At 67.6% G+C, this 12,823-nt stretch carries 10 protein-coding genes and 1 tRNA gene; 10 read left to right on the top strand and 1 reads right to left on the bottom strand.

Features of this window, described 5'->3' with window-relative positions; all coding sequences use genetic code 11:
• Nucleotides 1-13 precede the first annotated feature (13 nt).
• Nucleotides 14-877: an ATP-binding cassette domain-containing protein gene (locus VEC57_01830; GenBank protein ID HYB97849.1), complete on the bottom strand. Its 864-nt coding sequence runs from the start codon at nt 875-877 to the stop codon at nt 14-16.
• 206 nt (nt 878-1,083) lie between these two features.
• Here VEC57_01830 and acs point away from each other — a divergent pair, with 206 nt between their 5' ends.
• The 10 genes from acs to VEC57_01780 all read left to right on the top strand — a co-directional run bounded on the left by acs (nt 1,084) and on the right by VEC57_01780 (nt 12,786).
• A complete protein-coding gene (gene acs / locus VEC57_01825; protein ID HYB97848.1) occupies nt 1,084-3,030 on the top strand; it encodes an acetate--CoA ligase in 1,947 nt (648 codons plus the stop codon).
• A 12-nt stretch (nt 3,031-3,042) separates the two neighbouring features.
• Nucleotides 3,043-4,458 carry a cysteine--tRNA ligase gene (cysS, locus tag VEC57_01820; protein HYB97847.1) on the top strand — a complete coding sequence of 472 codons (1,416 nt, stop codon included), beginning with the start codon at nt 3,043-3,045 and terminating at the stop codon, nt 4,456-4,458.
• A gap of 112 nt (nt 4,459-4,570) precedes the next feature.
• Entirely contained in the window at nt 4,571-4,879 is a 309-nt protein-coding gene (locus tag VEC57_01815; GenBank protein ID HYB97846.1) for a hypothetical protein, read from the top strand.
• Nucleotides 4,880-4,894: 15 nt separating this feature from the next.
• Nucleotides 4,895-6,214, top strand: a complete 1,320-nt coding sequence (locus VEC57_01810; GenBank protein HYB97845.1) for an aldo/keto reductase — start codon at nt 4,895-4,897, stop codon at nt 6,212-6,214.
• 320 nt (nt 6,215-6,534) lie between these two features.
• Nucleotides 6,535-7,752 (top strand): DNA polymerase IV, encoded by a 1,218-nt coding sequence (locus VEC57_01805; GenBank protein ID HYB97844.1) that lies wholly within the window; start codon nt 6,535-6,537, stop codon nt 7,750-7,752.
• A gap of 167 nt (nt 7,753-7,919) precedes the next feature.
• A complete protein-coding gene (locus VEC57_01800; GenBank protein ID HYB97843.1) occupies nt 7,920-8,108 on the top strand; it encodes a hypothetical protein in 189 nt (62 codons plus the stop codon).
• A gap of 86 nt (nt 8,109-8,194) precedes the next feature.
• Nucleotides 8,195-8,455, top strand: a complete 261-nt coding sequence (locus tag VEC57_01795) for a hypothetical protein (GenBank protein HYB97842.1) — start codon at nt 8,195-8,197, stop codon at nt 8,453-8,455.
• 51 nt (nt 8,456-8,506) lie between these two features.
• A tRNA-Arg gene (locus VEC57_01790) sits at nt 8,507-8,580 on the top strand.
• A gap of 148 nt (nt 8,581-8,728) precedes the next feature.
• The gene (locus VEC57_01785; GenBank protein HYB97841.1) at nt 8,729-10,024 is read left to right on the top strand and encodes a DUF1329 domain-containing protein; all 1,296 of its coding nucleotides are present in this window, start codon (nt 8,729-8,731) and stop codon (nt 10,022-10,024) included.
• A gap of 248 nt (nt 10,025-10,272) precedes the next feature.
• Nucleotides 10,273-12,786 (top strand): vanadium-dependent haloperoxidase, encoded by a 2,514-nt coding sequence (locus tag VEC57_01780; GenBank protein HYB97840.1) that lies wholly within the window; start codon nt 10,273-10,275, stop codon nt 12,784-12,786.
• Nucleotides 12,787-12,823 lie beyond the last annotated feature (37 nt).

Here is a 12,823-nt window from a genome sequence, read left to right as displayed (position 1 = left end):
CTCGTCACACCCATTACGGCCTTTTCCGTCCCCGGCGCTGCTCGAGCAGCGGACGGTGCTCGCCGGCCTCGAACTCCTCGGCATGCGCCAGGACGTCTTCGGAGGCATCGGTGTCTTCGGTCAGGAAGCGGCGCACGCGCGGGTCGGCGCTGGCCAGCAGCTGTTCCGGGCTGCCTTGCACCGGGCCGCCCGGCAGCAGCAGCACCACGTGATCCGCCATCCGCAGGGTGGACGGTATGTGGTGCGACACCACGATCATCGTCATGCCGTACTTGCGGTTGATGCGCACCAGCAGCGCCTCGATCAGCTTGGTCGAGAGCGGGTCCAGCCCCGAAAATGGCTCGTCCACCAGCAGCACCCGCGGGCTCTGGATGAGCGCTCGGGCCAGGGCGACGCGCTTGACCATGCCGCCCGAGAGCTCGCGCGGCAGCAGGTCGTCGACGTCCTCCAGGCCCACCGCCTGCAGGCGCTCGTGCACCTGGCGCTCGATCTCGTCGCGCGAAAGGCGCGTGTGTTCGCGCAGGGGAAAGGCCAGGTTGTCGAAGACGCTGAGCGAGTCCAGGAGCGCGCCGTTCTGGAACATCATTCCGAGCTCGCGCCGCACCTCGTAGAGCGCCCGCTCGCTGAGGCGACCGATGTCGCGTTCGCCGACGTAGACGGCCCCGTCGCGGGCGTGGATCAGCCCGCCGATCAGCTTGAGGATCGTGCTCTTGCCGCTGCCGCTGCCGCCGAGCACGACCGAAATGCGGCCCCTGGGAAAACGGCAGGTAAGGTCACGGAGCACCGGACGGCCGTTGTAGGCCATCTCCACATGCTCCAGGCGCACGTGGTCGTGGCTGTGTTGCGAGGCTTCGGGATTCACTGGAGCAGCCGTCATCAAGTGCTTAACGGCAAAAGAAATTCGAGTCGAATTCGGTCGTGCGCTCGACGCCCCGCAACGTTTACATTGACGGCGGCGGCCGTTAAGTTGCGCGCGGCGCTGGCAGACGCGACACGAGCCGGTCCGAGGCCGGGCGGCAGCGGCGCCGTTCGGATGCGGCACGCGAGCGGCGCCGGCCACACCATCCGCAGACCGGGAGCGCTATGTCGCAGAACATCGAGTCTCTCCTTCAGGAGTCGCGTCTCTTCGATCCACCTGCCGAGTTCGCGTCGGGCGCGCGCATCGGCAGCCGCCAGGAGTACGACCGCCTGCGCGAACGCGCAGCCGCCGATCCCGAAGGCTACTGGGCCGAGGTCGCCCGCGAGCTGACGTGGTTCTCGCCCTGGACGCAGGTCCTGGAGTGGAAGCCGCCATTCGCGAAGTGGTTTCTGGGCGGCACGACCAACCTCAGCCACAACTGCCTGGACCGTCACCTGGACGGGCCGCGCCGGCACAAGACGGCGCTGCTATGGGAGGGCGAGCCGGGCGACACTCGCTCGCTGACCTACGAAGAGCTTCACCACGAAGTGTGCCGCTTCGCCGGCGCGTTGCGCGACCTCGGCGTGAGCAGCGGCGATCGCGTGGGCATCTACATGCCGATGGTGCCCGAGCTGCCGATCGCGATGCTGGCGTGCGCTCGCATAGGCGCGACGCACTCGGTGGTCTTCGGCGGCTTCTCGGCCGATGCGCTGCGCGACCGCTGCAACGATGCGCAGGCAAGACTCATCGTCACCGCCGATGGCGGCTACCGCCGCGGCAGCGTGCTCGATCTCAAGGCGATCGTGGATGCGGCCGCCGACGAATGTCCGACCGTCGAAAAGGTGGTCGTGCTCAAGCGTGCCGGCAACAACGTGCTCTGGAAGGAAGGCCGCGACGTGTGGTGGCACGACGCCGTCGCCAATGCCGCGCCCGTCGCCGAGGCCGTTCCGCTGGATTCGGAGCACCCGCTGTTCATCCTGTACACGTCGGGCACGACCGGGAAGCCCAAGGGCGTCGTGCACACCACCGGCGGCTACATGACGCACGTCTTCCAGACCTCGCGCATGGTCTTCGATCTGCGCGACGACGACATCTACTGGTGCACCGCCGACTGCGGCTGGGTCACCGGGCACAGCTATCTGGTCTACGGACCGCTCAGCAACGGCGCCACCACGGTCATGTACGAGGGCGCGCCCAACACCCCCAGGCCCGACCGCTTCTGGGAGATCATCGAGAAGTACAAGGTCACCATTCTCTACACCGCGCCCACCGCCATCCGCTCCTTCATGCGCTGGGGCGACGAGCATCCGGCCGCGCACGATCTGTCCAGCCTGCGCCTGCTCGGCACGGTGGGTGAGCCCATCAATCCCGAAGCGTGGATGTGGTACCGCGAAAAGATCGGCGGCAACCGCTGCCCGATCGTCGACACCTGGTGGCAGACCGAAACCGGCGGAATCATGATCTCCCCGGTGCCGGGAGCGGTGGCCACCAAGCCCGGCTCGTGCACGATTCCGCTGCCGGGCATCGACGTCGAGGTCGTGGACGCCGAAGGCAACGCGGTCGGCGTCAATCAGGGCGGCTTCCTCGTCATCCGGCGGCCGTGGCCGGGCATGCTGCGCACGGTCTACGGCGATCCCGATCGCTACGTGCAGAACTACTGGTCGCGCTACGGCGACATGTACTTCGCCGGCGACGGCGCGCGCCGCGACGAGGACGGCTACTTCTGGGTCATGGGCCGCATCGACGACGTCATGAACGTCTCGGGCCACCGCATCGGGACGATGGAGGTCGAAAGCGCGCTGGTCAGCCATCCGGCCGTTACCGAGGCCGCCGTGGTGGGAAGGCCCGATGATCTCAAGGGCGAGGCCATCGCCGCCTTCGTCACGCTCGGCCCCGGCCACAGCGCCAGCATGGAGCTGGAGGCCGAGCTCAAGAGCCACGTCGGCAAGGAGATCGGCGCCTTCGCCAAACCCGACGACATCCGCTTCACCGATGCGCTGCCGAAAACGCGCAGCGGCAAGATCATGCGCCGGCTGCTGCGCGACATCGCCGCCGGGCGCGACAGCAAGGGCGACACGACCACGCTCGAGGACTACACCGTGCTGTCACGTCTTCGCGAGAGCGAAGAGTAGGGCGGGACGCACGTGGGCCTGGTCCTGTACAACACGCGCACGCGCCGCGAAGAGCCGTTCGAGCCTCTGGAGCCGGGCAAGGTCTCGCTCTACGTCTGCGGCATCACGGTCTACGACCGCTGCCACGTCGGGCATGCGCGCTCGCTGGTCTTCTTCGATACGCTGGTGCGCTACCTGCGCTGGCGCGGTTTCGAAGTCCGGTTCGTCCGCAACATCACCGACGTCGACGATAAGATCATCAACAGGGCGCTCGAGAACGGCGAGGACTTTCGCGAGCTGACCGCGCGCTACATCGAGGCGATGCATCGTGACGTTGCGGCCCTGGGCTGCCTGCCGCCCGACATCGAGCCGCAGGCCACCGATCACATCGGCGACATGGTCGATCTGATCGCGGCGCTGGAAGAGAAGGGCATCGCCTACCGCGTCGGCGACGGCGACGTTTATTTCTCGGTCGAAGCGTTCAAGCCGTACGGCGCGCTCTCGCACCGCTGCCTCGAGGACATGATGGCCGGCGCGCGCGTCGACATCGACGAGCGCAAGAAGAGCCCCATGGACTTCGCGCTGTGGAAGGCGGTCAAGCCGGGCGAGCCGGCGTGGCCGAGCCCATGGGGCGAGGGACGCCCGGGCTGGCATTTGGAATGCTCGGCGATGAGCATGCGCTACCTCGGTCGCCTCTTCGACATCCACGGCGGTGGCGAGGATCTGATCTTCCCGCATCATGAGAACGAGCTGGCGCAGTCGGCCGGCGCCTTCGACACCGACTTCGTGCGGTACTGGGTGCATCACGCGTTCGTGCGCATCGATCAGGAGAAGATGAGCAAGTCGCTCGGCAACGCTTTTGCCATCGAGGACGTGCTGCGGGAGGTCGAGGCCGAAGGGCTGCGCCTTCATCTGCTGTCCACCCACTACCGTAGCCCGCTCGATTTCAGCCCGACGGGAATCGCGGAATCCACCAAGGCGCTGGTGCGGGCGTACGAGACACTGGCGCGCGTGGCCGAGGCCGGTGCCGAGATTCCGCAGTACGATTTCGAGTCCGCCGGCGCGCGGCCGTTCCTCGAGGCAATGGATGCCGACCTCAATACGGCGCGCGCGGTCGGTGTGATCTTCGAAGCGGTGCGCGAGGCGAATCGGGCGCTCGACGCCGGTGACATTGCGCGTGCCGCCGAGGCCGCCGGCCTGATCGGCTCGGCCGGCAAGGGCCTGGGCCTGCTGATGCGCGTGCCGAGCGAATTCCTCGGCGAGTACAATGCCCGTGCGGCTTCGGCCGCCGGCCTTTCGGCCCAGCAGATCGAAGGGCTGATCGGCGAGCGCGCAGCCGCGCGTGCCCGTCGAGATTTCGGACGCGCCGACGAGATCCGCGCCGAGCTTCTGGCGCAGGGCATCGTGCTCGAGGACGGTGCCGGCGGCACGACCTGGAGACGGGGCTGATGCTCATCGGGCACAGACCCATGTGCGGAACTGTTTGGCCTGACTGGCTTCGATGCTAGAAGTCGTGGACCCGCAACTCCTGCGGGGCCCTAGAAGGAGGTCCGGGAACAACATGTCCAACAGGATCCTTACCGGTTCGCTGGCTGCGGCGCTGATCCTTGGCGTCGGGGCCTGTACGAAGTCGGAGGAGACGAAGCCTGCGACGTCGACGCCTCCGGCGGCTACGGCTCCCAAGGCTGGCGAGCCTTCACCGACACCAGCTGCCAAGCCGGCCGAACCCGCCAAGCCCGACGCGGCTCCGGCGGTCAAGCCTGCCGAGCCGGCCAAGCCTGGCGACGCGGCCAAGCCGGCCGATCCGGCCAAGCCCGGCGACAAGAAGCCTGGCGAGCCCAAGCCCAAGCCCGACAACGAGCAGACCTGAACGGAGACGACGCGCGTGGAAGGCGACGACACCGGCAAGCGCAAGCCCGCCAGCGGCGATTGCGCGCCGGCTGTCGCCGACCCGCGCACGTCCTCCGGCCACGGCCGTCGCGACTTCCTGCGCCGCGCCGGCCTGTTCTCGAGCTTTCTTGGCCTCGGAAGCGTCCTTCAGAAGTACGGCACCCAGTACTTCCTGATTCCGCGCGCGCCAACGCAGGCAGAGACGCCTCTCCGTCAATGGACCGGCTCGCGCGTGCAGGCCTACCGCACGCTCGGCCGCACCGGATGGAAGATGTCGGACATCTCCTTCGGCACGGCGCACACGCGCAGCGCCGACGTGGTTCGCGAGGCTATCGATCGCGGCATCACCTACATCGACACGTCGCCCGACTACTCGGACGCAGAGTCGGAGAAAGTGGTGGGGCAGGGCATCGCCGGGCGCCGCGACAAGGTCTTCGTCGCGTCCAAGTTTTGTACAACCAGCGATCATCTGCCCGCCGACGCCAGCGTGGCCAGCATCATCGAAGCGGTGGAAGCGAGCCTCAAGCGCCTGTCCACCGACTATATCGACCTGTGCCACATCCACGCCTGCGATGATCTGGAGCGGCTGATGGCGCCGACGTTCCACGAGGCGTTCGACCGCCTCAAGGAGCAGGGCAAGGTGCGCTTCATGGGCGTGTCCAGCCACACGCCCAACCTCGAGACCGTGATGAACGCGGCGATCGACAGCGACCGCTTCGACGTCATCATGGTCGCCTACAACTTCGAGAGCTGGCCCGAGCTCGGCAACATCATCGAGAAGGCGCATGCCCGCGGCGTCGGCTTCGTGGCGATGAAGACGCTCAAGGGCGCCTATCATACGGCCCTTGCCGACTTCACGCCGGATGAGCGCAACAGCTTTACCCAGGCCGCATTCAAATGGGTGCACAGCAATGCCAAGGTCAGCGGCCTGGTGGTGTCGATCTCTCGCAAGGAGCAGCTCGACGAGTACCTGTACGCATCCGGCAAGACGCTGCAGCCCGAAGACCTGGCGCTGCTGCAGAAGTACGAGCGGACCATCGCCCGCGAGTACTGCCGCCCGGGCTGCGGGGAGTGCCTGGAGTCGTGCCCGGCGGGGCTGCCCATCGATGACGTGTTGCGCTACGCCATGTACTTCGAGAGCTACCGCAGCGAGCGCCTGGCCATGCTCAAGTACGACCGGCTGCCGCAGGACCGGCGCGCTTCGATCTGTGCCTCGTGCTCGGCGCCATGCGAGGCCGCGTGCCCGTTCCAGGTGCCGATCCGGGAGAAGATGACTCGGGCACACGGCCTGCTGTCTCTGCCTGTGCGGACGTAGCAGCATTTACCCCGCAGGGTGTCTTCCACCGGGGCGGGATCTGGTGTTTATGTAAGGGGGCCGCACGGCTCGGGGGCGCAGACCGACCCAACCTCTTGGGGTGACGCCATGGACCGTAGAAGTCGTAGCACCTTTTCGTCTTCGGCCCGCCGCTTCGGCAGCATTGGCGGGAACGATCCCGTCGTCCGGCGCCTGCACGCGCCGTTTCGGCCTTCGTCGCCGCGAAGCTCGACATTGGGCGATCCGCGCTTCGCATGGCCGAGCCCGCTGTTCTGGCGCTTCGTGGGCCTGTCGCTGATCGCCTCGGTTTTCATCTCGAGCTGGCTGATCGCTTTGGTGCTGCTGCGCTGAGCAATTCGACCGAACCACGCGGCTCCAGCCCTGCAATCCTTCATGCCGACATGGATGCGTTCTACGCGTCCGTCGAGCAGCGCGACCGGCCCGAGCTGGCCGGCAAGCCCGTGATCGTCGGCGGCACGGGCCGCCGCGGCGTCGTTTGCGCCGCCTCGTACGAAGCGCGGCGCTTCGGCGTGCGCTCGGCGATGCCCACCGCCAAGGCCCGCAGCCTGTGTCCGCAGGGCGTCTACCTGCCGCCGCGCATGTCGCACTACGGCCGCATCGCGGCTGCCGTGCGTGAGATCTTCTATCGCTATACGCCGCTGGTTGAGCCGCTGTCGCTCGATGAGGCGTATCTGGACGTGACGGGCTGCCGCAAGCTGTTCGGGCCACCGGCCGCCATCGCCGAGCGTATCCGCCGCGACATCCGAGCCGAGCTCGCGCTGCCGGTGTCGGTCGGCGGAGGCCCCGGCAAGCTCGTCGCCAAGATCGCCTCGGCGCGTGCCAAGCCCGACGGGATGCTGCTCGTCGCGCCCGAGCAGGCGGACGCATTCCTGCGGCCGCTGCCGGTGGGCGAGATCTGGGGCGTCGGGCCGACCACCGAGAAGCGGCTTCATTCCCTGGGCATCGCCACCATTGGCCAGCTCGCCGATTTCGACAGCGAGCGTCTGGAGCGCGAGCTCGGCTCGTGGGCGCCGCTGCTGCAGGGCCTCGCGCGCGGCGACGACCTGCGGACGGTCGAAGCCGACCGCGGCCGCAAGTCGTACGGGGAGGAGAACACCTTTCCCGAGGACGCGCTGGACCCGGAGCTGCTGGAGGCCACCATCCTGGCGCATGCCGAGACCGTCGCACGCCGGCTGCGCGCCGACGGTCTGGCCGGACGCACCGTCACGGTGAAATGGCGGCCATCGGGGCCGCGGGCACAATGGAAGCTCTTCACGCGGGCGCAGACCCTGCCTCGGCCGACCGACGACGGCCCGACCATCGCCCAGACGGCCATCGCGCTGTGGCGGGCCGAGGCCGAGCGGACGGCGGTGCGGCTGATCGGCGTCCAGATCAGCAACCTGGACGGCGAGCGCCCCGTCCAGCTCGGCCTGTTCCAAGGGGAGGAGGACCGGCGCAGCAAGGCGCTCAACCAGGCGCTGGACGATATCGTCGGCCGCTTCGGGAAGGGAGCCATTCGACGCGGCAGTGGCGCCTGAGCCCGCTGCACGGCACTGCGGCCGCCTTGCAGGGCGAGCACCAGGATCCGCCGGTCGGAAAAAACTGCTGATCCCGCATGGACATTGCAGCGGTCGGCGACTAAGAGGAGCGACCCGCCGGCGGTCCCGCCGCAGGTCCACTGCCGGAGCACTCAGGAGACGCGCGAATGTACGAACTCGACATATGGAGCTCGACGGTCATCGTCCTCGGCTTCAGCTTTCTGGTCATCTTCCTCGACGAGTACGTGCTCAAGCCGTGGCGTCAGCGGCACTGGGAGAAGCTGGCCGCATCGGGCGACAAGGAGAAGGCCGAGCTCCTGCGTCTGGCCGCCTCGGCCAAAGTCGTCGAAGAGTAGGCGCCGACCGGGCGTCCTTCGCCTTTTCCATTGACAGTGTCCGCTGCCGTGCCGACGCGGCGCCACGCCCAAGGCCCGAGCCCGCGATGATCGTCATTCGTCTGATTCGCATCAGCGGGGTTGCCGGCATCCTGGCCTTCCTCTTTCATCTGTCGCGCGAGGCCAGCCGCGCGCGCGGCAATGACGATCTTCCGGGCATGCTGTGGGCCATCGGCGTCCTGGGCGTGCTGTTCGTGTTGCGGGCCGTCGCGCTCGAGATCCTTCCGAGCCGTGCCTCGGCGACCGAGAAGGACGTGATGTGGGGACTCGCTCTCGGCGTGGCAGTCACGATCCTCGTCCGCCTGTGAGGGGCGTGCGTTGCCAACGCGCAGCGTCCTTTCTAGCTTCCGAACGATTGCGCGCCCGTAGCTCAGCTGGATAGAGCACCGGGCTTCGAACCCGTAGGTCGCCCGTTCGAATCGGGCCGGGCGCGCCCCCCAACCCGCGCATCTCCCCATTGCCAACCTGGCATGGGCATTCAAAGATGCAGCTATTCCAGGAGTGTCACCGAGGCACGTGACCAGAGGTCGCGCTCTCGCACCGACCCTGGCGCGCCCGTGTTTTTCAGAAGGAGAACTCGCGTGAATCAGCCGCCCAACCGCGCGGGCCGACCGACCACCGGCCCGCTTCTTATCGCATCCCTGATTTTTGCCGCGTTCGTGGCGCCGTCGACCGAAGCCGGCGTCCCTCCGCCGGGGACCGTCATCGACGCCGGCAACGTCAAGGAGTACAGCGATGTCATCAGCCCCTCCATCGAATGGATCGTCGAGCGTGGCGCCGAGATCAAGGTCGGCCCGTACAAGAAGGTCGAGATGCCGCCGCCCTTCGTCGCCGCCACCGAGCAGTATTCGGCGCAGGTGAAGATCTCCCCGGACTCGACGCACCTGATCAATCACGTGGCGGGTCTGCCGTTCACGACGGTGTCGCCGGAGGACCCGCAGGCCGGCGCCAAGCACATGTTCAACTTCAACGCCGCCATTGCGGTCGACGACCTCGACCTGCGCAACTTCGACTGCGACACGGGCGCGGTGGGCAAGGGCGGCGATCCGGTGCGCGTGGAGCGGCACTTCCTGATCGATCACATCCGCCGGCTCTACTTCCGCGAGCGCGTCCAGGTGGATCCGAAGCCGGAGATGCCCAACCGCGACAACGTGCGATACAAGGAAGCGCTGTATCCGCTGATCGAGCCCTTCGATCTCAAGGGCACCGGCTTCACGTTCAACCGCTACATCGATCATACCCGCCAGGACGATACGTGGCTGTATCTGCCGCAGCTGCGGCGCGTGCGCCGGCTGTCGAGCGCGCAGCGGTCCGATGCATTGTTCGGGCAGGACACCGACCAGGACAGCTATGCGGGCTATGCGGGCAACGTCGGCTGGTTCAACTGGAAGTATCTGGGCGAGAAGACCCTGCTGGGGTCGTTCCACGCCGAGAAGATTCCGGTGGCCTGGCAGGAGCCGTCGGGCGACTTCATGCACAGCAGTGCGTGGGAGCCGCGCAAGGTCTGGGTGGTGGAGGGCAAGGCGAAGTTTCCGCAGTACGCCTACGGCAAGCGCGTGATCTATCTGGACCAGGACAGTTATCGCATCCCGTTCACCGACATCTACGACACCAACAACGAGCTCTGGAAGGTGTGGATCAACAACTTCATGTACGCCACGCACCCCTTCCCGGGCGCCAAGTACGGGTTCGACTACGAGGTCAGCTACAATCCATCGATCACGATGGTGGACATGCAGCTCGAGCACGCGACCTACTGTGCGCTGCCGAGCGCCCGCTTCCCCGGCGAGCAGGGCTGGTACGTGAACCTGGGCGACAAGGAAGGGACGACCGAGAGCTATTTCGAGCTGTCGGCGATCATCGCCGCAGGCCGTTAGCCTGCGGCAGCGATCGCCTCGCGGCCGCCGCGTACGGCGCGCTCGCGCGCGGCTGAAGCCACGATCGGCCGCCGCGGCCGGCGCGGGGGCGCACTGCGCCGCCGACCTCGGCCGGGACGAAGAAGCCGTCTTCCGTGCACCACCTTGCCCGTGGTATGGGGAGTCTCCTACGCACGGGGGGCTGCGGCGTGTCTTCACATCCGTTCCGAGGTTCCAAAAGTCTGCTTGCCATTGGTCTGCTCGCGCTGATGCTGGCGCCGGCCAATGCGCTCGCGCAGCGGCAGAGTTCGGCGCAGCAGGCCTGCCAGAACGCCCTCCACAAGGCGGGCGCCAAGCTGTCGGGCGTGGTCGGCAAGCACATGGTCGCATGCATCGATGATGCGACCGAGGGCGCGGGCTCGGCCGCCCTGTGCCTGTCCTCCGACCCCGACGGCCGCATTGCCGCCGCTGCCGCCAAGGTTCAGGCGGCGCAGGATTCGCGGTGCGCCGCCGCGCCGAGCTTCGGCGCACGCTCGGCCGCCGACGTCGTGGCCGGCTATCAGCAGGTCGTCCCCGTCGAGGCCGTGTTCGGCGCAGACGTCGACGCGGCCATCCTGGACGCCAGCACGGATCCCGGCGGTGCGCTGTGTCAGACGGCCATTGCCAAGGCGATGGCGCAGATCCTCAAGGTCCGGCTCAAGGAGCATCAGCGCTGCGTCGACAAGGGGCTGCAGAGCGCGCAGTTCCTCAATGGGATTGCACAGAGCACCTGCCTCGACACGGACCCGCAGGGCAAGATCGCCAAGGCGGTCGCCAAGGCTCAGAGCTCGATTTCGGCGGCCTGCGCGGGCACGGCCGTCGCCGATGCGGCGCCCGGCGACTGCGCGGGCGTCGCGCTTTCGGCGCTGGCCGCGTGCATCGATCAGCGTGCATCGTGCGCGCAATGCGAAGGCCTCGGAGTGGCCGACGACGTCGAAGGTCTGTGCGATCTCTACGACGACGCGGCCGTCAACGGCTCCTGCTTCTTTCCTGCGCCGCCGGCCGAGTCGGTCGCGCACGTGTGGGACGAGACGCTGCTCGAAGCGATTCGCCGCGACACGCCGCGGCCGACCGTGCATGCGCGAAACCTCTTCCACCTGTCCGTGGCCATGTACGATGCATGGGTGGCGTACAACGGCTCCGGCGATCCCTACCTCGTCAGCGAGACGCCGGCAGTGTTCGATCTGCAGAGCGAGAGGCACCAGGCGATCAGCCACGCAGCCTACCGGCTCCTGCGCCACCGGTTCGCATCCTCGATAGCAGCGTTCACCGCGCATACGCTGTTCGACTACCGCATGGCCGTCTACGGCTACGATCCCTCCGATACGACGACCACCGGAGACGGCCCCGTCGCGGTCGGCAACCGCATCGGGCAGGCCGTCATCGACTACGGCGTGACCGACGGCTCCAACGAAAGCGCCGCCTACAACGACACGACGGGCTACGCGCCGGTCAACGAGCCGCTGATCGTCCAGCAGCCGGGCGCCGACATGGACGATCCCAATCGCTGGCAGCCCCTGACGCTGTCGGTGATCCTGGCGCAAAACGGCACGCCGATCGCCAGCAATACGCAGAGCTTCCTCGGCCCGCACTGGGGCGACGTCGCTCCGTTCGCGCTCACCCGCGCGCTTCCGACCGACGTCTACCAGGATCCGGGCGACCCTCCGTACCTCGGCGGCGTCGGCGATGAGGAGTTCAAGGAGGCCGTGCTCGAGGTCATCCGCTACAGCAGCCACGTCGACGGCGGCGACGCGACGACGATGGACATCTCGCCCGGCGCGCGCGGCAACAGCAGCCTGGGCACCGACGACGGCACCGGACATCCGCTCAATCCGGCCACAGGCGCACCCTATGCCGCCAACGTGGTGCGGCGTGCGGACTGGACGCGAGTGACGGCCGAGTTCTGGGCCGATGGTCCGGCGTCCGAGACGCCTCCAGGACACTGGAACACGATCGCCAACGAGGTCTCGTCGCATCCGGATTTCGAGCGGCGGTTCGAAGGAGCCGGTCCGCTCATCGAGGAGCTGGAGTGGGACGTGAAGCTGTATCTGGCTCTCAACGGCGCTCTGCACGACGCGGCCGTGGCCGCCTGGAACGTCAAGCGCGTCTACGACTACCCGCGGCCCATCTCGATGATCCGCTACATGGCGAGCAAGGGACAGTCCTCCGACCCCATGAGCGACAACTACGACCCCGAAGGCCTGCCGCTGGAGCCGGGGCTGGTCGAGCTGATCACGCCGCTGACGACGGCGCCCGGAGAGCGGCATGCGCATCTTGCCGGAAACGAGGGGCAGATCGCGATCCTTGCCTGGGGCGGCAATCCCGCCAATCCCGACACGCAGTATGCGGGTGCGGACTGGATCCGCGCCATCGACTGGGTGCCGTACCAGCTGTCGACTTTCGTCTCCCCGGCGTTCCCTGGCTACGTCTCGGGCCACAGCACGTTCAGCCGTGCCGCCGCCGAGGTGATGACGGCCATCACCGGCGATTCGTTCTTCCCTGGCGGGATTCACGAGGTGCACGTGCCCGAGGGAGGCCTGGCGTTCGAGGCAGGCCCTGCCGAGGACATCTCGCTGCAGTGGGCAACTTACTTCGATGCGGCCGACGACGCCGGCATCTCGCGCCGTCTCTCGGGCATCCACGTATGGGCCGACGATTACGCCGGCCGGACGATGGGGGCTGCCATCGGCCAGGATGCCTGGCTGCTGGCCAAGCAGTTCTTCGACGGCACCGCCGTTCCCTGACGGTCACGCACGCGTCGCTGGCGCGCAGCGACGCCGC

The sequence above is a fragment of the Candidatus Limnocylindrales bacterium genome (genome assembly GCA_035626395.1).
In the GTDB taxonomy this organism is placed as follows: domain Bacteria; phylum Desulfobacterota; class Binatia; order UBA1149; family CAITLU01; genus DASPNH01.
Note: the sequence above shows the minus strand (reverse complement) of the source record. Positions and strands in the feature narration are given on the sequence as shown.

What these genes read in the sequence shown, in the direction of transcription:
- VEC57_01830 (HYB97849.1), bottom strand. Translation starts at nt 877, where the DNA reads ATGACGGCTGCTCCAGTGAATCCCGAAGCCTCGCAACACAGCCACGAC.
- VEC57_01815 (HYB97846.1), top strand. Translation starts at nt 4,571, where the DNA reads ATGTCCAACAGGATCCTTACCGGTTCGCTGGCTGCGGCGCTGATCCTT.
- VEC57_01800 (HYB97843.1), top strand. Translation starts at nt 7,920, where the DNA reads ATGTACGAACTCGACATATGGAGCTCGACGGTCATCGTCCTCGGCTTC.
- VEC57_01795 (HYB97842.1), top strand. Translation starts at nt 8,195, where the DNA reads ATGATCGTCATTCGTCTGATTCGCATCAGCGGGGTTGCCGGCATCCTG.
- VEC57_01780 (HYB97840.1), top strand. Translation starts at nt 10,273, where the DNA reads ATGCTGGCGCCGGCCAATGCGCTCGCGCAGCGGCAGAGTTCGGCGCAG.
- acs (HYB97848.1), top strand. Translation starts at nt 1,084, where the DNA reads ATGTCGCAGAACATCGAGTCTCTCCTTCAGGAGTCGCGTCTCTTCGAT.